The organism is Corynebacterium sp. zg254, from assembly GCF_024701495.1.
Taxonomy (GTDB): domain Bacteria; phylum Actinomycetota; class Actinomycetes; order Mycobacteriales; family Mycobacteriaceae; genus Corynebacterium; species Corynebacterium zhongnanshanii.
In genome coordinates this window covers 294914-316259 of sequence record NZ_WIAR01000002.1, presented here as the reverse complement: position 1 = coordinate 316259, position 21346 = coordinate 294914, and the positions used below count along the sequence as shown (strand labels likewise).

The following is a 21346-nucleotide window of genomic DNA, read 5'->3' as shown; positions in this document are numbered from 1 at the left end:
AGCGCTACGCAAACCAGTGCTGCGCCGAGTTCCATGTCGCTACGCAAACCAGTGCTGCGCGAGGATCTCCATGTTGCGCAGGGAATCCGGAGTGGACGGCGACTGCAACGCCACCATCAACTCATCGGCCTGCGACAGCTCCACAAACTCCTCAAGGTACTCCACCACCTGCTCGCCCGTGCCCTTCGCGGTGTACCGAAGCATGTCCAAGATGCGCTGACCGGCAGGGGAGTCCATCACAAGATCGAGCTCGGCGTCGGTCAGTTTCTTCCCCGCCATCGCCCGCACACGCGAACGGCGGACGCGGCGGTCATGCTCCGCGGCGATCTCCTCCGAATCAGCGGCGGTGACGTTCACCGCGGCGATCACGTACGGCTCCGGGAAACGCTCCGAGGGCTGATAGTTATCCCGATATACCTGCACGGCCTGTGTGAGGGCACCCGGGGCGAAGTGGGACGCGAAACTATAGGGCAGACCCAGCTGCGCCGCCAGTTGAGCGCCAAAGAGGGAGGAGCCCAAAATGTACAACGGGACATTCGTCCCGCGGCCAGGGACCGCGTTAATGCCCGGCAGGACGGACTTGTCCGTAAGGTAGCCATCCAGCTCCTGCACATCCTGTGGGAAACTATCGGCAGCATGCACATCCCGGCGCAACGCGCGCATCGTCATCTGATCCGTGCCGGGCGCACGCCCGAGACCCAGGTCGATGCGGCCCGGGTGAAGCTCCGCGAGAGTGCCGAACTGCTCCGCAATCACCAAGGGGGAATGGTTCGGCAGCATCACGCCACCGGCGCCCAAATTAATCGACGCCGTGTGTGCGGCCACGTGGGCAATCAGCACAGCGGGGGCGGAGCTGGCAATCGACGGCATGTTGTGGTGCTCGGAGTACCAGATGCGCTTGAAGCCCAAAGACTCGGCGCGCTGAGCCCACGTGACAGATCGGGCGAAAGCGTCGGCGGCGGATTCGCCCCGGTAGATATTCGCAAAGTCTATGAGGGACAGTGGTACGCGGGAAGGGGAGGTGTGAGAATCAGTCATAGTACTGAGGTACAACAGCGCGCGGTGGAAGTTATTCCCGGGGGTTGTGATGGCCTGAATCTGGTCAGAAACTGGCCTGAATGGCAGTCCTGCGCTTGCTATGCTTGCTTAGGAACGACAAAACCCCAGATCAGAGGTGATCTGGGGAATGTACGCGGTGGGTCATCAGGGACTCGAACCCCGAACCCGCTGATTAAGAGTCAGCTGCTCTGCCAATTGAGCTAATGACCCGCGGTCTGTGTTGCATCTTCTTGTCAAGTTCTTGTGAACTCTCTGTGCAACGAGACATTACTTTATACGCTCTGTGTGAACTTCACAAATCGCCAGGTCATAGCCTGTTTTTAGCGCGTTTGGTAACGATTTAGAAAAGTCTTGGTAACACGCCAGGTTTTGGTTAGTACTTTCCAAGCTTAGAGTTTTAAGGTTGTTGTCATATCGTTCACACCACTTGTATTGGGAGCCACATGCGCCGCATAGCTAGTACTCACGCACGCAAGGCTGTAGTTGCCACCTCCGTTGCAGCCTTTCTTGGATTGACCGCCGCCTGCACCATTGATCGTGGTGATAGCGGGTCCCATAACGGGGATTCTGCATCCCATTCCCAGGGGGAGGATGGCGACTCTATCGGTCTGACCGCGTCCGTGAAGGATAATGCGAAGGGTGTGAAGGTCACGGACACCATTTCGGTGGAGGGCAAGGACATGTCGACGGTGACCCTGACCAATGACGAAGGCACCGAGGTCGCCGGTGAGTTCAACGGTGATAAGTCGAAGTGGTCGTCCACTGAGAAGCTGGGTTACAACCGCACGTACACGCTGACGGCGAAGTCGGGGGACAAGACCCTTAAGAAGACGTTCTCCACCACCCAGGCTGATTACGTCGCAGATTCTGCGTTGTCACCGTTGGATCAGTCCACGGTGGGTATTGCCCAGTCTGTGGCTCTGTTTTTCGATACCCCTGTGTCCAACAAGAAGGCGGTTCAGGACGCCATTACCGTGGAGACCAGCAACAACACCGAGGGTGCGTTCTACTGGCTCACGGACCAGAGCCTGCGGTGGCGTCCGAAGGAGTTCTGGAAGCCGGGCACGGAGGTGACCGTGAAGTCCAACCTCTACGGCGTGGAAGTATCCGATGGTGTGTTTGGGGACGCGGACCGTGAGGCGTCGTTCACGATTGGGGATGACGTGCGTGCGGAGGTGGACGATGCTACGAAGACGATGACGGTCACGAAGAATGGCGAGGTCATTAAGACCATGCCTGTCTCCAACGGCCGTGATAGCGCGCAGTGGGCTACTCCGAATGGTACGTACACGGTGGGCGATCAGTACGATACCCTCACGATGGATTCCAATACCTATGGTCTGGCCCCGGAGAATGGCGGTTATGTCACGCCGGTGAATTACGCCACGCAGATGAGCTGGTCTGGCATTTACATTCACGGCGCTCCGTGGAGTGTGTACGCGCAGGGCAATACCAATACCTCGCATGGTTGTGTGAATGTGTCTGACGCGAATGCGCAGTGGGTGTATGAGAACCTGAAGCGTGGCGACGTGGTGATCGTGAAGAATACGGTGGGGGGTCAGCTGGATGGCCACGATGGCCTGGGTGACTGGCAGATTCCGTGGGAGGAGTGGTCGAAGGGCAACGCGTAAATCCCCGTTGCTGCGGCTGGGCGTTGATTGTTTTATATTCGACGCCCAGCTTCTCTTTTTCACACTTAGCGTAATGGGGTCAGCCCGTCGATGCTGTAGAACTGGTGCCCCATGAAGAGAAGGGCTGAGTGGTGTGGATCGTGCCACACGTTCAGCACTTCTGCGGCGCAGAGAGTGGAGTCTCCGGCCACGGCTGTGTCAATAATTTTTACGCGCAGGACTGCCCTGCATCCTGGCAGGAGGGGTTCGCCAGTGGGGGCGGTGTCCCAGCCTTGGGGTGGGCTGAAGCGGTCGTCTTGGGAGCGTGCGAAGCTTTGTGCAATGTCGGCGTGCTCGTCGCTGAGGAAATGCACCAACAGGGAATCGGCACGGAGGAGTTTTCCGGCGGAGCCGGTTCTTTTCATGAAGGAAAAGCTGATCGACAGGGGATCGAGAGACAAAGACGCCACAGAAGACAGCGTGATGCCTACCGGCTGATTATCTACTGTGGCGGTGATGAGGGCCACGCCTGCCGGGTGGCCGCGGAACACATCGCGGAACGCTGTGGCGAGATTGTCCGACATGATGTGCCTCAAAGAAGAAAGTTTTGGGGTGACTGACGGGACTCGAACCCGCGACACCCAGGATCACAACCTGGTGCTCTACCAACTGAACTACAGTCACCATCGCTATTTTTCAACAGCGACGTTTATGTTAGACCACTGGCCCCCATTCAGCAAAATTGCAGGATATTGCAGGTTTTTGCTTAGTGGGTGCCGGAAATCGGACAACGAGCCTCCGCGGATGCAGCCGCAGCGGCCACGTCCTCGGTGCGCAGGTCCTTGGCAGGCATCAGAGCTTGTCGATAAAACTCGAGCTCCCGAATGGATTCCTGAATATCCGCCAGCGCGCGGTGGGACATGCCCTTTTGAGGCTGGCCGTTGTACACCCGCGGATACCAGCGGCGTGCCAATTCCTTGATGCTGGAGACATCAATCATGCGGTAGTGCAGGTAGTCCCCAAGCTGTGGCATGTACCGGTTGATAAATAGGCGATCGGTGCCGATGGAATTGCCCGCTAACGGCGCCTGGCCAGAGACCGGCACGAACTGCTTGATGTAGTCCAGGACGCGCGCTTCGGCGTCGGACAAGCTTAAGGTGGAGGCCTTAATCTGTTCCGTGAGGCCATTGGATTCGTGCATCGTCGTGACGTAGTCATCCATCTGCGCCAATTCCTCATCGGTGGCGTGGATAACCAGGTCAATGCCTTCATCCAGGGGGTTGAGGTCCGCATCGGTGACAATAACGGCAATTTCCACTAAAACGTGGCGTTCGGGATCAAGTCCCGTCATTTCACAATCGGCCCAGACGATGCGATCGTGTTTGGAAATCTGGCTTGGAGTATCTGGCATTTAGGCGTCTCCTTCCGCAGCCATCTTGGAATAAAATTTGCCGATAATGGGGGAGGCCACACGGCGCGGAATGTAGGTGGAGGCCCAGTTCATGGCCTTCGACAGTGGACCTGGAACTACTCGCAGTTTATTGGACGCCAACGCGTTCAAGGTATCCAGCGCGCAGTCTTCGTAGGTGGTCCACAGGAAATCCGGCACGGCATCGTCCACCTCTGTGAGCTTGTCCTCTTCCTTGACCTCTTCGCGCACGGGACCCGGTGCCAGCAAGGTGCAGGCTACGCCACGAGGAGCAAGCTCATAGTGGAGCGACTCGGTGAATGTGTTCACCATCGCCTTCGTGCCCACGTAGGTGGCGTTGCCCGGAATGGCGGTATTGCCGGCGGCAGAACCAACGTTGATAATGCCGCCCGTGCCGCGGCTTACCATTCCAGGAATGACCGCGGCGGTGAGTTCAAACAGAGCCGTTGCATTTAATTCAAACTGGGCTCGTTCGTAGGAGTAGTCCAAATCCGCGAAGTTTCCAAATGTCGCGATGCCTGCGGAATTGACGATGATGCTAACAACCGTGGAGCGCAATTCGTCGAGGAGTGTGGAACGCGCGCCGGCGTCGGATAGATCGACGGAACGGATCTGCACATCGCGATCGGGAAACGCATCGGCGATCTCCTGCATCGGCCCCGTGGTGCGCGCAACCAGGATCAGGTCATAACCACGGCGAGCCAATTCTTTCGCGATAGCAGCGCCAATGCCGGAGGACGCGCCCGTGACAACGGCGTAGGAGCCGGCGGTGGCCGCAGGGAGGGAAGAGGACATAAAACTCCTTAAAAAGTGGTGTTGTGACAGCGATATCAGGGAAGCGATTCGATGTATTCAGGCAGCTGATCCATAATCCACTGGCCGGAGTAGAACGGAGTTTCCTCGGAGACGTAATTGCGGGCGTCCGTGTAACGCATCTTCCACATGAGATTCACCACGTCCTCCATCTGAGGAGATTCAAAGGCCAGCATCCATTCGTAATCGCCCAAGCCGAAGGCGGGAATGGTGTTTGCGCGGACCATGTTGAATTCGCGGGCTTCCATACCGTGCTGCACCAGCATGCGGCGGCGCTCCTGCTCGTCCATCAGGTACCACTCGGGTGTGCGCACGAACGGGTAGAGGCAGATCCAGCGCTTAGGCTCCGGGTCCACCAGGAAATCGGGGACGTGGGAGCGGTTGAACTCAGCAGGGCGGTGGAGGGCAGCGTTGGAACGCACGGGGACGGCGACCTTGCCCAGCTGGGTGGTGCGACGGAACGCGCGGTAGAAGGCCTGGAGCTCGGCGAGGTCTTCGCCGTGGACCCAGAACATGATGTCCGCCTCGGGGCGGAGGGCGGAGACGTCGTACACGCCGCGGACGGTCACGCCCGAATCTGCATAGGAGTCCAGGAACTGCTGAAACTCGGCTGCGATAGCCTCGCGATCGTCCCCGAGCGTGCCGGCGGGGATCTGGAAGGCGGACCACAGTGCGTACTGCAGAGTGCTGTTCAGCTTGTCAAAATCTAGTTTCTTTGCCATGGTTCACAGCTTACGCGGTGTGCACGCTGAGAGATAGTGCTGAGCGGATGTGGCTTGGGGTGGTGGGCGAGCTGGTGGGGGAGTAGCGCTGTCTCGGCGCAATTGCGGCGTGAGTGTGTGGCAGGCGCAGCGCTGGTGCGCTGTGGGATTGCGCAGGGTACATGCAAACAGACTATGGGTCGGTTTCTGTGATTTGTCCGAAATATACATGAGAGTTTATTATTTTTTGGCTCATTGATAGGTTCACCCGCCTAGTAAGGTTGTTTATTCCTATGAAACTTTCTAAGTCTGTTTTCTCTTATGGTCTTGCCGCGCTGGCAACCATGGGCCTGGCCATGCCCGCCGCACAGGCCGCCCCAGCTCCTGACGCTGTTGTGTTTGGCGACTCCCTGTCCGCTAACCCCACGGTGGACAACTACGTGGCAGGAAAGCTCAACCTGCCTACCGCGCAGCGCAACCACAACGGATGCCCAACGGACGGCACCTTCGCCCGCGCGTATGGCGAGGCAGCGCGCAAGGCCGTTGCTGACTACAGCTGCGCAGGCGCTTCCTTCTACACCGGCGGCAAGCACATCGCCGATTCTGTCAACGACGCCGCAGCGCGCGGCGACCTCAGCCCCCACACCCGTGAAGTGATCTTGCAGGCCGGTACTAACGACACGTACCCACACATCATCGGAGGTCGGGAACCCGCTGCTGTCACCCAGCAGCGACTGACCGAAGCGATGGTTAATGAAGTTAATCACATTCGTAGCCGCGCGCCGCAAGCTCGTATCAAGATCGTGGGCCTGCCACAGCTGACGGATGCTCACGGAGCCGCTTGCGTGATCAACGTTGTTCCAGGCTTCCCGTTGGTTGCTCTGCCCATCGCGCCGGTGGAGAACGCGATTGATAACGCTGGCCGCGAGGCAGCGCGTGCAACCGGTGCCACCTTCGTGGACTTGAAGGCCATCAGTAAGGACCACCACATGTGCAACGACAGCCGCTGGGTTGCCGGCGTTGTGGACACCACCGCTGCGCCACACGCGCTGCCACTGCACTACACCTGGGACGGTTTGGCAGCAGCTGCTCGCCACGTTGCGCGCTAAGGGTAGTGCCTTATTAAAGGGGGAGTGCCTTATTGAAGGGGGAGCGCGCTGTATGAGAAGGGGCACTCTGTGTGAGTGCGCTTTTGCGCCCCACCTCACCAGCAACAATGCTGGCGAGGTGGGGCGTTTCGTCTTAAGAGATTTCAAGGATGGGGAGCTTCGGGGTTAAACGACAAAATGTGTGTCTGTTGTCGGTGTGTCGTGGTCGTGTTGGGAGGTGCCGCGGCACAACCATAGGATTATTTCGACGTTTCGAGATTCTGTCCTGGGGAAATGCTCAAGAACCGCAACAAAGTCCTATGGTTGTGCCAGCGCGCTTACCGCCGGCAGGGCTGGCAATGTCCCAGCCGGTGCTGTGGGGATTGTCTTGTCCGCCGCACACCACAGGGTGGGTGCAACACCGAGGATTTCTGGTGGAGCAGCCCGATACATGCTCGCTGAGCATATATTTTTGAGTGTTAGTCCAGGTCAGCTCCAGGGAATCGCCGCTTTCGGACGCATATTCTGTCGTTTAACCCAGCTTCGACGCCGAGTCATGGATGCGTGCGCAGGTAGTCTGGAGTCATAGTGCTAACACCGATAAATTATTCAGGGCCACCGACGAATCTTCCTATGCTGCTGAGGCGTTTGAAGGTGAATGGGGAGCCTAGGTCTGTGACAGCGTATGCGGAGGTGATTGGGCAAGATGTCTAGCCGGTATAAGGTAATGGGCTTGGAGAGGCTCCCTATGAAGGAGTACATGGTGAACTCTGAGCATGGTATGCCGGGCACGGCGTGGATTTATCGGGGGGAGTCCAGTTTCGCAGCAGTTCGCTTCGATGACATTGATGTTCTGGGCTCTGGTGGGAAACGACGGTTTTTCTTCATCTCGGATTTGCCCCTGTCACGTCAAATTCAGGGCTTGGTTCATGATTGTGCGCAGCGTGATTTGTCGATCCCGGAGGCGCTGGAGGAGATCAAGGCTACCTTTGGTGAGCCGGTGGAGGTTGTCCACCTGGAGAACGTCAATGAGCCTGATAATGATTTGATTGCTGCTGTTGAGAGGCTATCGCAGCGCTGAGTCACTGGGGTTGCCCGCACTGGGACGTGCGGTAGCCGTCGCGTCTGTCGGTCCACTTTGGGGAAGTCGGGGGTCTCTATGATGGCCGCCTGCGTGTGTGCCGGCATATGGCTGACCGCGGGTTACGGATCACCACGCTAGAGGACACAACCCCAGAAACCTGGTCCGCTTAATTAGTGGGTGTCCCTTTGGTAGTTGCGGATGATTGAGGCTGTTTCAAGTGCTAGGCCGCTAAATATGATGATGGCCGTGATGGCTACGGTTGTGGTCATTGCTTTTCCTTGTCGTGTTAGGTTGGTTTCTACTGGGTAGAAGGCTTCAGGTGCCGCTTCAACGCCTGGTTGATCTGCAGCTTCCACCCTAGCAGCTTCGGCGGTGGTGTCTTTTGCTGTCGCGAACTTTTTCATCTTGCCTCGTTTTGAGGCGTCTTAGGGTTGTGAGGGTGTGCGAGTTAAATAGGAGAGAATGGGGCCCATGGGCACTATGAGGTTTGATCAAGAGACCAAGGACCGTGCGTTGCGCTTGTACTACGAGGCGCTTGCCGAGGATGGTGCGATGAAGATCGGGGCGCGCCACAAGATCGGTGGGACGTTCGATATCAACCCGGCGACGCTGAATAATTGGATCCTTAAAGCTGGGATGGAAGCAGCGGTTTCCTCGTGTGCTGCCGAGCGGGACAAAGATGCCGAGATAGCCCGGCTATGCCAGGAAAACAAGCAGCTGACAGAGGCCAATGAGATCTTGAGGTTGGCATCAGCTTTTTCGCCCCAGGCGGAACTCGACCGCAAACAAAAGTAGTCGTGGGTTTTCTCCACACCCACTCTCACAATCCCGGGGCGAGTCAGTTCGTCAGGAGGGGGGAAGATAACTTGATGGCGTTGGCTAAACGAGACGCTTCAGAAACGACTGCTGCTAGGGGCTCTAGTTTGATACGAATCCGTTCGTTGAATCTAAGCATGTAGTTCTTCCCGCGATCGGTCGTGTAGGTCGGAACTAATCAACTGGAAACTATGGAATGAATTGAGTGGGACCCGCAACCCATGACTCTGCGCGTACGCAACAACGCGTCCGCGATAGCGCTTTGAGCCAAAACCACATACAGCGCGACCGCAACGCCCTGCCCGCGGGCACGGTCCCCGATAGCGTGGCAGCCTCCACTGACTTCGGTAGCATTTCCCACTGGGTCCTAGCTGTTTTCCCGACGGTCAAAGTCTCCCCCGCTGGAGTTGCCCCGCGTATCCAAGAATTCCCCACCTGAGCTAGCCAGCTCATCCGCAATGGTAGACGCTGCTGTATATTCCGCCGCAGGCCTGACCCAGGCTTCACCGACCTCCTCGCAGACCAACAGAGTCACCAGTCCCAGCAGTGGTTCGACCGCGAGGGTCGGGTTGCTGTGGAAGAATTGGCCGGTGGGCAGCGGGCAGACGTAAACGAGTGTGGAAATTCTTGATCCTCGACGCTGCCGAGTTGATAGAGTATGAGTCTAATTGACTGACTCAGGGCCAGTTAACTCGGCGGTGAGGCCTCCCTCCCGCATGTCATCTTGAAGGAGAAATCATGACCGACCTTATCAATCACGTTCCAGGAACTACCCCCGACTTCACCACAGAAGCCGCGAAGAAACTTGTAGATCTCTTCCCGGAAATTGTTGCAGATGGCAAGATTGATCTGGACAAGCTGAAAATGCTCCTCGGTGGCGGGGGGGGGGGACGTCGAGGAAGGCCCTGAGCGCTTTGAGCTAAACTGGCCGGGGAAGCGGCAGGCAATCCGCGCGGCACAGACATCCACTACCGCGACGTTAGAGCCAGACAAGGAAAACTCCGTCAACTGGGACGAAACCCAAAACATTTTCATCGAGGGCGACAACCTCGAAGTGCTTAAGATTTTGCAGAAGCACTACTACGGCAAGATCAAGATGATCTACATCGACCCGCCGTACAATACGGGCAATGACTTCGTCTACGCCGACGACTATGCCGATTCAATCGGATCCTACCTCGAACTCACCGGACAGGCCGACGAAGGTGGTAAAGTCTCCACGAATTCCGAGTCGACAGGACGATTCCATTCTAATTGGCTAAATATGATGTATCCGCGCCTCAAACTCGCTCGGAATTTGCTGACCCAAGATGGTGTCATCTTCATTTCGATAGACGATTACGAAGCCGCTCGTCTTGCGCAAATCGGAAATGAGATCTTTGGCGCCGATAATGCCTTGACTTCCGACTGTGTTGGCCCGTTTATCTGGCCGAAAGCAGGGGCTACGGCGGGTCACGTTGTCCGGAATCACGAGTATATATTTGCCTGGGCGCGAAATAAAAAACGTCTTCCGCTGTTTAGGCTGATGAGCTTTGGCGAGAATACTTTGATAGAAGATCGTGCCGTAAAGAAGATCTCGAAACAGAACCCGGCATCAACGGTAACCTTAACGCAAGGATTACGTTTCGAAGGTGGAGATGGGACTTTTACCGGGATAATCGGGAAAACTGAAACCATGGAGATTCATGGTGTTATGGAATTCGTTAACGGTCGTTTGACTGCGAATGTCGATGTGACCGCGGGATGGGCGATGAAGGAGCAGCTTGAGTCTTGGCTTTCAGGGAAGGAGACATTCGACTCAAAAGGGCAAAGAATCGTCGAATTTTTTATCAACAAGAATGGGCAGCTACGATACGTTAAAGAGCGAGGTACTTTCCATCCGCGTACCTTGCTAGAAGGGCAGATTGTTGGAACAACAAGGATCGCCTCGAGAGAAATCGAAGAAGTAACTGGGTATCCAAATCCGTTTCAGTATGCAAAGCCCACAGATTTGATTGGTTACTTTTTGTCTTTTGTGACGGCGAAGGATGACCTTATTTTGGACTTCTTTGCCGGTTCGGGAACGACGGCTCACTCGGTATTTAAGCAAAACTCTACAGATGGTCAAAGCCGTCGTTTCATTTGTGTGCAGCTTCCTGAGGCTATGCCGACGGGTTCGACACTAGAACAACTTGGTATTCGTTCGATTTCTGAATTTGCGCGTGAACGGATAAAAGGAGTTGGAAACAAGTTTCTCGAAGAGCGTACTGATGAACAGTTTTGGTCCGATTCCGCCGTTGACCTTGGTTTTCGAGCCTACAAGCTCGTTGGCACAAACTTTGCTAAGTGGAAAGCGAACTCCGGTCTCTCCGAGGACGAATTGCTGGAGCTGTTTGCAAACCTCGCCGAGTCCGCGAATGATGATGCTCGCCCCGAGGCACTCCTGACTGAGGTACTGCTGAAGCTTGGATTCTCATTGACTGAGAAGATCGAAACTCTCGAGATCGCCGGCCTGAGCGTGTTCAGCGTGGCAGCCGGCCTGATGTTGGCGTATTTGGATGAGCACACCCAGCCGACGTTGGATCAGCTGCGTGCTGTGGTGGCGCAGGAGCCGGAGCGATTGGTCATTCTTGAAGATGCATTTAAGGGTGACGATGAGCTGAAGACGAATCTGGCGCAGGAGTGCCGGACGCATAACGTAGAGCTGTGGACGGTTTAAGACAGGGGTTGGATCAATGCGCTTTCAATTTGACTCTCGCCAGTCCTATCAAACGGACGCTATTGAGTCTGTGACAGACTTGTTCGATGGGCAGCCTGCTGATGCTGATCAGTTGTTGGCCAGACTTCCCCATCGTGCTGTAGGCCGAGCACTCGATCCGTCGGGGGAGGTCGATGACATGCTGGATTTGTCGCTCGAAGTCGGAGCCTACGGCAACAATCTCGTGCTCGATCAGGAGACGGTTCTCGCAAATCTTCGCCGCGTTCAGAATAGGAACGGTTTGGAGCTCAATCATGAGCTTGTTGACGGACTGCAGTTTGACATTGAGATGGAGACCGGCACCGGTAAGACCTACGTCTACCTGCGAACGGCGTTTGAACTCGCAGCCAAGTACCACTTCAATAAGTTCATTATCTTAGTTCCCTCGGTGCCGATCCGTGAGGGTGTAAAGACTAGTATCGAGCTTTTGCGAGACCATTTCCGGCACTTGTATCCGGAGATCAACATGGATTACACCGTGTATTCAGGGGAACGCGCAGAGCAGGTCCGTGACTTTGCAACGGCAACCTCGCTGCAGTTTGTGGTGATGACCATCGACTCGATAAAGGGTGACAAGAACACGCGTGTCATCCACCAACAGCGCGATAAACTCTCAGGCCTGCGCCCATTGGACTTTTTGCAGGCCACGCGGCCGATAGTGATCATGGATGAGCCACAAAACATGGAATCGGCTCTGGCACAATCTGCTGTGGGTGAATTAAACGCGTTATGCACTCTGCGCTATTCGGCGACTCACCGCAAGACTCGGAATGTTGTTTATAGGCTTGATCCCATCGACGCTCACCGGCTGGAACTCGTCAAGAAAATCGTAGTCTCAGATACCCTTGAGCTCGGAAGCGCGGCGAAGCCGTACGTAAAGCTGCTTGAGGTCAAGCGTGAACCGTCATTCAGAGCGAGCCTTGAACTGGTGGTGAAGAAGAAGGACGGCTCCTATTCCAAGCGTAAGGTAACTGCCGCGCAGGGGGCCGATCTTGAGCGTCTCTCTGGCGGAAACCCTGCATATGAGGGCAGCTGGCGGATTAATGAGATCAGCGTTCAACCAGAGCAAATTGAGTTGAGCAATTATGGGTACCTGCGTGTGGGTGAGGCGATTGGCAGCAACCAGGAAGCCGTGTTCCGTGAAATGATCCGGGAAACTATCCGGGAGCATATCCGCAAAGAACTCCAGGTTCATGAGCGGGGCATCAAAGTGCTGTCGTTGTTCTTCATTGATAAGGTCGCCTCCTACCTGGGGGAGGGCATAAATAACCTCGATGCCAACGGAACCTTCGCGGCTGCTTTCGATGATATTTACAAGGAAGAACGCGCCAAGAACGAGGACGCACACGCGTTCTTGCCAGCTGATCCTGTGGACGCTCGCTCCGGATATTTCGCACAGATGAAGGCTGGAAAAGGCAAAGCGGCACCGATGACGTTCAAGGACTCCTCGGGCAAGACCAAGGCTGATGATGATGCGTACGAGCTCATCATGAAAGACAAGGCCCGCCTATTGAGCATGAATGAGCCCGTACGGTTCATCTTCTCCCACTCCGCTCTACGGGAAGGCTGGGACAATCCGAACATTTTCCAAATCTGTACGCTACGTGACATGTCCACCGAGACTGAGCGCCGCCAGACGATTGGTCGTGGTCTGCGTTTGCCTGTGAACCAGCAGGGGGTGCGGATTAAGGATGCTGGTATAGCTCAGCTCACTGTAGTGGCCAATGAGTCCTATAAGGCATTTGCCGGGGCGTTGCAAGACGAATATAAACAGGCGGGCGTGCCTATCGGATTTGTCCGAACGACTGAGTTCGCGTCTCTTCAGATGATTGATCCGACATCAGGCAAGGAAACCAGGATGGGGACGGTGCGTTCGCAAACAATCTGGGAGTTGCTTCGAGATCGAGGCTATATCAGTCAGGCGGGCGAGGTGTTGGGAACCTGGACGCCAGAACAGCTTGGTTTTACTCTCAACCTGCCAGAAGAGTACGAGGATTATGAAGATGAAGTCGTTCGCATTGTTGACGGCTGCAGGATAGAAAACGTAGTCAAGACCAAGCGGAAGCGTGTGAACCGTAAGCTCAACAAGGAGGTCTATGCGACGCGGGAGTTTGAAGAGTTTTGGGAGTCAATTTCAGCCAGCACAACCTACCACGTCACTGTAGAACGTGCAGAGCTGATTCAGCGCTGTATCGAGAGTATCAAGCAGGCTCCGCAGATTGACCCGATCAGAATTCAGGTCACCCGCACGGGGTTGGAGATCACCCGCGGTGGCCCGAAGGGCAGTGAACTCGGTTCCCGACTTGCAGAACTGACTGATTCCTACCCGCTGCCGGATATTGTTAGCCAACTGCAGGAAGCAACGTCGCTTACGCGTAAGACGATCATCGATATTCTGGTTGGTTGCGGGCGTCTTGCTGACTTCAAGGCGAATCCGCATGACTTCATCAAGATGGTGACCGACCGTATTCAGGGACAGCTGAATCACATCCTTATAGATGGCATTCAGTATGAGCCGATCGGAGGTAGCATCTATGAGCTGCGGGAACTGCAGCGGGATGGGCTCGAGGAGAAAGACCGTTTCATTGATCAGCTCTACAAGGTGAAGAACGCGAATAAGACGGACTACGACTATCTTGTACTCGACTCCGCGGTTGAGCGGCAATTTGCGAAGCTTCTGGATGACCGGCAAGACATTGAGCTGTTTATGAAGCTACCGGATAAGTTCCGTGTTCCCACGCCTGTGGGGGACTACAACCCAGACTGGGCAATTGTTAAGACCAAAGGTGGCTCCAAGCATCTTTACTTGGTGCGCGAGACGAAGTCGAGCCTGGATCCTATGCACCGACGCGCGGGCGAGAACGCGAAGATTGAGGCTGCTAAGAAGCACTTTGCAGCGATTGGTGTGGACTACAAGGTGTCCGCCCCCGAGCGGTGGGAAATCTAGAGAGGCTGGCTGCAGTGCAGTACTTGAGTGACTATCAAGCAAAGCTTTACGCCCACGAACTTGAGCGTTCCTTCGCCTCCGATCACGTAGGTAAGCTGGCCGGGCTGTTGTTCGATGCCCAGGTGGAGCCGAAGCCCCATCAAATTGATGCTGCCTTGTTCGCCTTGGATACTCCGTTTTTGGATGGAGTCATTCTTGCCGATGAAGTCGGTCTGGGCAAGACGATTGAAGCCGGAATTGTCATTAGTCAGTATTGGGCAATGCGCAAGCGTCGAATCCTGATTATCGCGCCATCTTCTCTGCGCCAGCAATGGAAGCAAGAGCTCGATGAAAAGTTCGCACTCCCGGCGGGCCTTTTGGACCGCTCAAACATTGATGATCTGACCGGACCGGGCGCTCCTGACCAGGTTCTCATCTGCTCCTACGAGTTCGTCAACTCGCAGACAACAAAGCTGCTCCGTGTCTGGGATCTGGTGGTCTGTGACGAGGCCCATCGTCTGCGTTCTCACTGGACTGGACAGGCGAAAATCGCTGCCAACGTGGCACAGATCTGTCGGTCGGCAGACAAGACGGTCATGCTTACAGCGACGCCGCTACAGAACCGTCTAGAGGAACTCTATGGACTGGTGAGCGTGTTTGCTCCTGGTTATTTTCATTCCCTGAGTACGTTTAAAGAACGTTACGTTAACAACCCTGATGGTGTTGGCAATGATGACCTGGCCGCTCGCGTTGCTCGCGTTGCTAAGAGGACGCTACGCAAAGATGCAGACAAGTACATTCGCTTCACCGAACGCATGCCGCTGACCATGGCATTCATGCCAAGCGATGCCGAGATAGAGCTGTACAGCAAAATCAATTACTACCTACAGCGGCCATTCTTGTGGGCCTTTGCCAAATCTCAGCGCCACCTGTCCGCGCTCATTTTGCGTAAGCGGCTCGGCTCATCTTCCTACGCTGTCGCCTCGACTCTGGAGAACACCGCTGACCGACTGGAGTCTGAAGTGCGAGCAGGCCAGCGTCGTAACGACGCCGGTGGATTTGTCAGCGATCCCGACGTCACCAGCGAGCTGAAAGAGGAAGCTGAAAACACAGCCTCCACGACTGAGACGCTTGACCCAGCCCAGCGAGCAGAAATGCTGGAAGAGGTTGCAGAGCTACGCAGTTATGCTGCCTTGGCCCGGTCCATAGAGATCAATCAAAAAGCCGTCAAGCTCGTGGAGGCACTCGAGCTGGGGTTTGACAAACTGCGTGAAATTGGAGCACCTGAGAAGGCCATCATTTTCACCGATTCAACTGTTACCCAGAGCTACCTTGCGAAGTCTTTAACTGAGGCTGGCTGGGGCGAAGGATTGGTACTGTTCAACGGAACGAATAACAGTCCCGAGGCCAATGCCATCTACAAGCGGTGGTTAGAGGAGAATGCTGGCAGCGACTTGATCACTGGCATTCCCGCTGCGGACCGGCGAAAAGCCCTTGTCGATGAGTTCCGTGAGCGCGGCCGCCTGATGATTGCCACTGAAGCTGCCGCTGAGGGAATCAACCTGCAATTCTGTTCCATGCTCGTCAACTATGACCTTCCATGGAACCCTCAACGAGTGGAGCAGCGAATAGGCCGAGTACATCGCTTCGGCCAGAAGCACAACGTGGTGGTGGTCAATTTTTCCAATCAGGGAAACTTGGCGGAGGAACGTATCTTGGAGCTCCTCACTGAGAAGTTCCAGCTCTTCACGTCTGTTTTTGGAGCTTCCGACGAAGTGCTTGGGCAAATTGAGGATGGCCTGGACTTTGAGAAGAACATTGCTCGTATTCTGGACAACTGCAAGACCGCAGCGGAGATTGATGAGGCCTTCGACAAGCTAGAACAGCAATATGCTGAGCAGATTGGCCGAGAGATGAAGAAGACTCGCGCCAAAGTGTTTGACAATCTCGACCCGAAGGTGCGGGATAAGCTCAAGACTTATGATGCGCAAACTGGTGTGGTATTGAACGCATTCGAGCGACTCTTGGTTACCGTAACCCGCCATGAGCTCAGCGGCATCGCCAGCTTCAATGACTCGGGTACGCAATTTGTTCTCAAAGAGGCCCCGGCCTCTGGCATTTCGACTGGGCAGTACTACTTCAAATCCGAACCACGAAAGGGTGCCCATCAGTACCGTTACGCCAGTGATCTGTGCAGCTGGGTGATAGAACATGCGAAGGGGCGCCAGACACCGCCAGCACGGGTGAGTTTTAAGATTAACGACTCCGAGCGAGCGACGGTCTTGGCGAAGCGACTACGAAACAAGAGCGGGCGACTTCGTGTTGAAGAGGTTACTTTCCACATGCGCGCTGGAACGCAAGACCTCCGTGAGTCATATCTTGTTACCGTAGGTTTTCTTGAAGACGGAACACCGATGGACGACGAACAGGTTCGTGACCTTCTGGATCTCAATTACGTAGGCGTCTTTGCTGAGGTAGTGGATGCCTCTGGTTTCGATACCGCCGTCTGTTCGCGCATCCAGCAGCTAGGCTCGGACGTTGAGGCTCGTAACGTGGGTCTCTTTCTCCAACAGGAAGAGCTCATTGAAGCGGCACGTCTGGACCACAAGGCAAAGTATGATGCGATGATTCGCGAATACCAAGCTAAGGAAGCTACCGCGAAAAAGGCTGCACGCAAAGCCTCCGGCGCTACAGAAGAGCTCAAGTTTAAGCAAGAGGCGAGGCAATGGCGCCGCAAGATTGACGATGCAGAAGATGAGTACCGCACCGAGCGTAATCGGCTCCGTGATGAGTCTGACCTATACCTCGACAGTGCTCGCGATGCGCTTAACGCAAGGGAGGCCCGTCGAGAACTATTCACCATTAACTGGGAGGTCAAGTGAGCGCTGGCGAGATTCTGCGGATGGTGGGCACTTACCGGTCAACATAGGGGTTAAACGACAAAATGTGTGTCCGAAAACGGCGTTTTCCGGGTCCTAGCCTGGTCTAACACTCAAAGTATATGCTCAGCGAGCATATACCGAGCTACACCACCAGAAATCCCCGGTGTTGCACTCACCATGTGGTAGGCAGCAGCGGTGTTCTATCCTCCATGCCAAAGAAACGACCATGCTTCCACTGCGACGCTCAGATGAAACGCAATGGAATTACAAGCAAAGGAACCACTCGATGGGGATGCACAAAATGTGTGCCGATTTCGGGTATTTGGTTGGGATAGTCCGCATAGGTGGTAGGGGTGTTTCTGGCTAGGTGGTCGGGTCATGATCTGTGCGGCGGTGTCGTCAATTCTGCGGCATCGTGACACGTTTTCATGACTAAGGAGGCCATGTTCATGGCTGAATTGAAAGAGATCATGGCGATGCGGCTGGAAGGCAAAAGCTATGACGCGATTGCTTCTGCCTTGGGGTGCTCCAATCGCGATATCGCTCGCGTGATCGATGTCATCAACGCCTATGGCATCACTGCTGAGGCGTTTGCGGGATTGTCCCCGGAGTTCTTTGACGAGCATTTTCCGGATGGACGCCGGGCGCGGAAAGTAGCGTATGTCCAGCCGGATTATAAGGCTCTTGCGGATAAGCTGGCGAAGAACAAGCATCTGACCAGGTGCATGCTGTGGGAGAAGTATTACTCCTTGCCAGCCGAGCCAGGGATGTTGAAATACCAGTACGCCCAGTTTTGTAATGGGTTGGCAGCCTACATCCAAACCCAGGGACTCACCGAAGTCATTGACCATGAACCCGTGGGGTTGCCCGCAATTTGTGGACACGTTGTTAAGCGGCTTGTTGGTTAAGCTGCTGCTTTTCGTTGGTGATCCGGCTTTCGAATTCTACGGGGCTAATCATCCCGATCTTGGAGTGCCGTCTATTGTGGTTGTAGACCACCTCGATCCATCGGGTCACAGCCTTACGAGCTTCGTCGTGGCTGGCCCATTTTCTCTGGTCATAGAACTGAAGTTTTTAGGGTCGACCAGAATGACTCTGCCATCGCGTTATCGAAACACACCCCAGTACGGCCTACCGACAGGGCAATCCCGAACTCCTGACACACTTTCCACAGCTGATCACTGGTGAACTTAAGTGCCACGATCAGCATAGAACACCAATCCGTCAGGCACCTCTCCACGCAGCGTATAAGCCATACGCAGGGCACGTTCGGCCAGATGAGTATCTTGAACACAATCCATTGCCCAGCCGATGACCCTGCGGGAATGGCCATCACGAAGAACACATAATTACAACCAACCCTCATGGGTGCGAAGATAGGTGATATCCGACATCCACACCCGATTGAGCTCCCCTGGATCAAACTCACGTTTTACCAGGTCAGGCAACGAAGATTTACGAGCTGACTCAATGGTTGTAACCGGAACAAAGGCCCTCGGTGAAATCTCTTCAATCCCCATCGCACGCATACGCTTTGCCACGGTCTTACGGTTCACCGTCACACCACGATCATGCAGCTCAGCAGTGATTCGTGGGGACCCATAAACGTCATCGGAATCTTTCCAGATGGACTAGATCTGCTGGTCAAGGTCGGTGAGGAAGCTGGCACGCCGATTTTTACCTGCACGTTTGGCTGCTTGCACTGTAGCCCACTTGTAGTACCCAGATCGGGATACACCCAAAAGGCGTGCCATTGGCTTGATGCTGTAGGTCGCCTTCTCCTGCCACATTAGTTCGAACTTTTCTGCTCGCGTTTCTTCGCAGCGAAGAAGGCTGCTGCTTTTGACAAAAACTCATTATTCAGCCGAGATTCAGCCAATTCACGGCGCGGGCGCGTGATTTCTGCACGCAGATCGGGCTGGCTCATCCCATCATCTGAGCCCATGCGTTCACGCTCGTTTTTGACCCACCTACCAAGCAATCCGGCCGGAACACCGAGTTCTTCAGCAACACGGGCTATCGGCCTTTCAGACTCGATGACAAGTCGAGCTGCCTCCCTCCGGTACTCCGGAGTGTACTTCTTCCTCTGCTGCTTACTCACAATGAACATCCTCTCCTACGGACACAAAAATCCGTACTAATCGGATGTCCACTACTCGAGGGTAACCTCAGAGCATGGTATGCCGGGCACGGCGTGGATTTATCGGGGCGAGTCACGTTTCGCAGCAGTGTGCTTTGATGACATTGACGTTCTGCGATCCGGTGGAGAGCGCGGGTTTTTCTCCATTGTGGATTTGCCCCTGTCTGGTCGGATCCAGGATTTGATCCATGATTGTGCGCAGCGTGATCTGTCGATCCCGGAGGCGCTGGAGGAGATCAAGGCTACCTTTGGTGAGCCGGTGGAGGTTGTCCACCTGGAGAACGTCAATGAGCCTGATAATGATTTGATTGCTGCTGTTGAGAGGCTATCGCAGCGCTGAGTCACTGGGGTTGCCCGCACTGGGACGTGCGGTAGCCGTCGCGTCTGTCGGTCCACTTTGGGGAAGTGGGGGTCTCTATGATGGTCGCCTGCGTGTGTACCGGCATGTGGCTGACCGCGGGTTACAGATCACCACCTTAGAGGACACAACCCCCACCGGCTACTCAGCCTGCCCGAAAAACAACATCCCCAAGGTCAAGCAACCCCCTTCATACCCGCCAACAACCTCACCCTCAGGGTTGACAAATCATATAGGACCCCCTACCGCCTGGGCTGACCTGCACAATAGTAAAAACTGCACCCCCCATGTCGTCGAAAACGTAAAAAGCTACTTTCCCCACAATAAAATAAACTCCAAAACCAACCCTTAGAAAGCCTAAACCATGAGCATCGACCAGCCATCCCCCCATCCTGAAAGCACTAACCGCATGGACATGAACCCTTATCTACCCCAGTCGGCAGCCACCCCACCCCCATCAGGGCCGCATGCTTCGAAGCCACCCACTCCTAAGCCACACACTCACCATCAGCAACCTTTCTGGAAAAAAGTGCTAGCCTTCCTCGCAGTCGGGCTAGGAGCAATCCGGGTTCTCGGTGGGCTCGTTAATGGAGTCTCTCTTTTCGGCCTGTGCACCGGGCTCGCAATCGCCCTTCCAGGAATCTGGTGGCTAATCCACGAAAACCGAGAGAAAAATGGGGCAGAACCAATGAAACGGCATTGGGGCGTCATCACTATCGCATCCATCGTGCTGTTCGTGGTCAGCGGCGCGTTTGCACCGGAGCAGCAAGGAAACACCACAGCCACCACCGGCAGCGCCACAACCACCACCTCCACAACAGCCGCAACCACCGCCTCCACAACCAGCAAAAAACCAACTACTGAAAACACAACAACCAGTGAAGAACCAACCGCGGCAGAAAACGACGCCCCCGCACACCCACCTAGCGATGAACAACCCCCAGCGTCACAACGCGAACCAGAAGAACCCATAAGCAACTTCATCCCACCAGTCCCAGCGCCCGCACCAAAAACCGAATACACACCCGCACCCGCATACGAACCAGCGCCGGCTCCGCAACCCGTATACGAGCCACCGGCAACAAACGCCGGGACCGTACACCCCGGGGCATACTGCTCCGGCGGGACTGGTGTAAGCAAAACTGGCAAACCAATGGTGTGCGCCCTCGCCTCTGATGGCCGGATGCGTTGGCAATCAGCCGGATAAAATACGAGACGACCTCGACATCGGCAAGTCAACCTGAAGTGTCCCAGGTTTTGTTTCGTTTGAGTAGATGGGAAAATCTGGACTATACCGAAGTAGATTTGCTCAGGATGCGGAGGACCGGGTGGTCCGTCTCGTTGAAGACTGCATCGCGGCGGGCAACTTGTCGATGCAGGCCGTGTGCCAGGCAGTAGCTTCACAGCTAGGGGGTTCGTGGTACATAGCTCGCCGCTGAAAACGCCCGGCGTCGTCGTGAACATCGAAAGCTGCGGGACACCGCCCTGATAGAGCACTTCCTCGAGATTCATTACGCAGTCTATGGGGTCTACGGAGTGCGGACAATGTGGCATGCTCTTGGCCGTAAAGGTATCGATAGTGGCCGTGAGCAGACTGCTCGCCTGATGCGCCTGGCTGGTGTATCTGGCACAGTCAAAGGCGCAAGCGCCTCTCATCACACGCGCGGCGAAGCGTAAGGGATTTGCACCCTGACCTGGTCAAG

The 21346-nt window shown here is 55.4% G+C and carries 17 protein-coding genes, 2 tRNA genes and 1 pseudogene; 11 read left to right on the top strand and 9 right to left on the bottom strand.

All coding sequences use genetic code 11. The annotated features are described in order from the left end of the window. Window positions 1-39: 39 nt before the first annotated feature. Together GC425_RS07075 and GC425_RS07070 are read right to left on the bottom strand one after the other, a co-directional pair. Window positions 40-1038, bottom strand: a complete 999-nt coding sequence (locus GC425_RS07075) for an LLM class flavin-dependent oxidoreductase (protein WP_151844494.1) — start codon at window positions 1036-1038, stop codon at window positions 40-42. 158 nt (window positions 1039-1196) lie between these two features. Further along, window positions 1197-1269 (bottom strand) — tRNA-Lys (locus GC425_RS07070). 233 nt (window positions 1270-1502) lie between these two features. On the opposite strand from GC425_RS07070, the gene GC425_RS07065 reads away from it, so the two are divergent. After that, a complete protein-coding gene (locus GC425_RS07065; protein ID WP_151844493.1) occupies window positions 1503-2690 on the top strand; it encodes an Ig-like domain-containing protein in 1188 nt (395 codons plus the stop codon). 65 nt (window positions 2691-2755) lie between these two features. On the opposite strand, the gene GC425_RS07060 is transcribed toward GC425_RS07065, so the two are convergent. The 5 genes from GC425_RS07060 to hemQ form a co-directional block, all read right to left on the bottom strand. Next, window positions 2756-3253, bottom strand: a complete 498-nt coding sequence (locus tag GC425_RS07060) for a flavin reductase family protein (protein ID WP_151844492.1) — start codon at window positions 3251-3253, stop codon at window positions 2756-2758. A gap of 24 nt (window positions 3254-3277) precedes the next feature. After that, window positions 3278-3353: transfer RNA gene (locus GC425_RS07055), tRNA-His, on the bottom strand. Window positions 3354-3435: 82 nt separating this feature from the next. Next, window positions 3436-4080, bottom strand: a complete 645-nt coding sequence (orn, locus tag GC425_RS07050; RefSeq protein WP_151844491.1) for an oligoribonuclease — start codon at window positions 4078-4080, stop codon at window positions 3436-3438. Continuing rightward, a complete protein-coding gene (gene cmrA, locus GC425_RS07045; protein ID WP_151844490.1) occupies window positions 4081-4893 on the bottom strand; it encodes a mycolate reductase in 813 nt (270 codons plus the stop codon). It lies immediately after the preceding gene. A gap of 35 nt (window positions 4894-4928) precedes the next feature. Beyond that, window positions 4929-5633 (bottom strand): hydrogen peroxide-dependent heme synthase, encoded by a 705-nt coding sequence (hemQ, locus tag GC425_RS07040; protein WP_151844489.1) that lies wholly within the window; start codon window positions 5631-5633, stop codon window positions 4929-4931. Between the two features lie 272 nt (window positions 5634-5905). Here hemQ and GC425_RS07035 point away from each other — a divergent pair, with 272 nt between their 5' ends. After that, window positions 5906-6721 carry a GDSL-type esterase/lipase family protein gene (locus GC425_RS07035; protein WP_151844488.1) on the top strand — a complete coding sequence of 272 codons (816 nt, stop codon included), beginning with the start codon at window positions 5906-5908 and terminating at the stop codon, window positions 6719-6721. Between the two features lie 685 nt (window positions 6722-7406). Continuing rightward, window positions 7407-7781: a hypothetical protein gene (locus tag GC425_RS07030; RefSeq protein WP_151844487.1), complete on the top strand. Its 375-nt coding sequence runs from the start codon at window positions 7407-7409 to the stop codon at window positions 7779-7781. A gap of 173 nt (window positions 7782-7954) precedes the next feature. Here the strand turns inward: GC425_RS07030 and GC425_RS07025 are convergent, their stop codons facing one another. Beyond that, window positions 7955-8188 carry a hypothetical protein gene (locus GC425_RS07025; protein ID WP_151844486.1) on the bottom strand — a complete coding sequence of 78 codons (234 nt, stop codon included), beginning with the start codon at window positions 8186-8188 and terminating at the stop codon, window positions 7955-7957. 67 nt (window positions 8189-8255) lie between these two features. Here GC425_RS07025 and GC425_RS07020 point away from each other — a divergent pair, with 67 nt between their 5' ends. The 6 genes from GC425_RS07020 to GC425_RS07000 all read left to right on the top strand — a co-directional run bounded on the left by GC425_RS07020 (window position 8256) and on the right by GC425_RS07000 (window position 18053). After that, window positions 8256-8579: a transposase gene (locus GC425_RS07020; RefSeq protein ID WP_151844485.1), complete on the top strand. Its 324-nt coding sequence runs from the start codon at window positions 8256-8258 to the stop codon at window positions 8577-8579. Between the two features lie 759 nt (window positions 8580-9338). Next, on the top strand, window positions 9339-9509 hold the full coding sequence (locus GC425_RS09965; RefSeq protein ID WP_374707640.1) for a hypothetical protein: 171 nt from the start codon (window positions 9339-9341) through the stop codon (window positions 9507-9509). Next, window positions 9475-11298, top strand: a complete 1824-nt coding sequence (locus GC425_RS07015; RefSeq protein WP_374707639.1) for a site-specific DNA-methyltransferase — start codon at window positions 9475-9477, stop codon at window positions 11296-11298. Before GC425_RS09965 ends, GC425_RS07015 begins: the two co-directional genes overlap by 35 nt. A 16-nt stretch (window positions 11299-11314) precedes the next feature. Next, window positions 11315-14284: a DEAD/DEAH box helicase family protein gene (locus GC425_RS07010; RefSeq protein ID WP_151844484.1), complete on the top strand. Its 2970-nt coding sequence runs from the start codon at window positions 11315-11317 to the stop codon at window positions 14282-14284. After that, window positions 14272-17145: an SNF2-related protein gene (locus tag GC425_RS07005; RefSeq protein ID WP_231699759.1), complete on the top strand. Its 2874-nt coding sequence runs from the start codon at window positions 14272-14274 to the stop codon at window positions 17143-17145. The genes GC425_RS07010 and GC425_RS07005 overlap by 13 nt, the downstream gene beginning before the upstream one ends. A gap of 449 nt (window positions 17146-17594) precedes the next feature. Continuing rightward, window positions 17595-18053, top strand: a complete 459-nt coding sequence (locus GC425_RS07000; RefSeq protein ID WP_192930410.1) for a helix-turn-helix domain-containing protein — start codon at window positions 17595-17597, stop codon at window positions 18051-18053. Here GC425_RS07000 and GC425_RS06995 read toward each other — a convergent pair. After that, window positions 18034-19255: pseudogene (locus GC425_RS06995) on the bottom strand (IS3 family transposase). The gene GC425_RS07000 and the pseudogene GC425_RS06995 overlap by 20 nt on opposite strands. A 70-nt stretch (window positions 19256-19325) precedes the next feature. On the opposite strand from GC425_RS06995, the gene GC425_RS06990 reads away from it, so the two are divergent. Both GC425_RS06990 and GC425_RS09960 read left to right on the top strand, forming a co-directional pair. Next, window positions 19326-19625, top strand: coding sequence for a hypothetical protein (locus tag GC425_RS06990; RefSeq protein ID WP_151844483.1), 300 nt, complete (start codon window positions 19326-19328; stop codon window positions 19623-19625). 1488 nt (window positions 19626-21113) lie between these two features. Beyond that, complete coding sequence (locus GC425_RS09960; protein ID WP_151844567.1) at window positions 21114-21320, top strand: IS3 family transposase; 207 nt, start codon at window positions 21114-21116, stop codon at window positions 21318-21320. Window positions 21321-21346 lie beyond the last annotated feature (26 nt).

Excerpts from the sequence above, each read along its gene's own strand:
- cmrA (WP_151844490.1), bottom strand. The coding sequence starts at position 4,893 with ATGTCCTCTTCCCTCCCTGCGGCCACCGCCGGCTCCTACGCCGTTGTC.
- GC425_RS07060 (WP_151844492.1), bottom strand. The coding sequence starts at position 3,253 with ATGTCGGACAATCTCGCCACAGCGTTCCGCGATGTGTTCCGCGGCCAC.
- GC425_RS09965 (WP_374707640.1), top strand. The coding sequence starts at position 9,339 with ATGACCGACCTTATCAATCACGTTCCAGGAACTACCCCCGACTTCACC.
- GC425_RS07020 (WP_151844485.1), top strand. The coding sequence starts at position 8,256 with ATGGGCACTATGAGGTTTGATCAAGAGACCAAGGACCGTGCGTTGCGC.
- GC425_RS07075 (WP_151844494.1), bottom strand. The coding sequence starts at position 1,038 with ATGACTGATTCTCACACCTCCCCTTCCCGCGTACCACTGTCCCTCATA.
- GC425_RS06990 (WP_151844483.1), top strand. The coding sequence starts at position 19,326 with ATGCCGGGCACGGCGTGGATTTATCGGGGCGAGTCACGTTTCGCAGCA.
- GC425_RS07065 (WP_151844493.1), top strand. The coding sequence starts at position 1,503 with ATGCGCCGCATAGCTAGTACTCACGCACGCAAGGCTGTAGTTGCCACC.
- GC425_RS07000 (WP_192930410.1), top strand. The coding sequence starts at position 17,595 with ATGGCTGAATTGAAAGAGATCATGGCGATGCGGCTGGAAGGCAAAAGC.
- GC425_RS07030 (WP_151844487.1), top strand. The coding sequence starts at position 7,407 with ATGTCTAGCCGGTATAAGGTAATGGGCTTGGAGAGGCTCCCTATGAAG.
- orn (WP_151844491.1), bottom strand. The coding sequence starts at position 4,080 with ATGCCAGATACTCCAAGCCAGATTTCCAAACACGATCGCATCGTCTGG.
- hemQ (WP_151844489.1), bottom strand. The coding sequence starts at position 5,633 with ATGGCAAAGAAACTAGATTTTGACAAGCTGAACAGCACTCTGCAGTAC.
- GC425_RS07010 (WP_151844484.1), top strand. The coding sequence starts at position 11,315 with ATGCGCTTTCAATTTGACTCTCGCCAGTCCTATCAAACGGACGCTATT.
- GC425_RS07025 (WP_151844486.1), bottom strand. The coding sequence starts at position 8,188 with ATGAAAAAGTTCGCGACAGCAAAAGACACCACCGCCGAAGCTGCTAGG.
- GC425_RS07035 (WP_151844488.1), top strand. The coding sequence starts at position 5,906 with ATGAAACTTTCTAAGTCTGTTTTCTCTTATGGTCTTGCCGCGCTGGCA.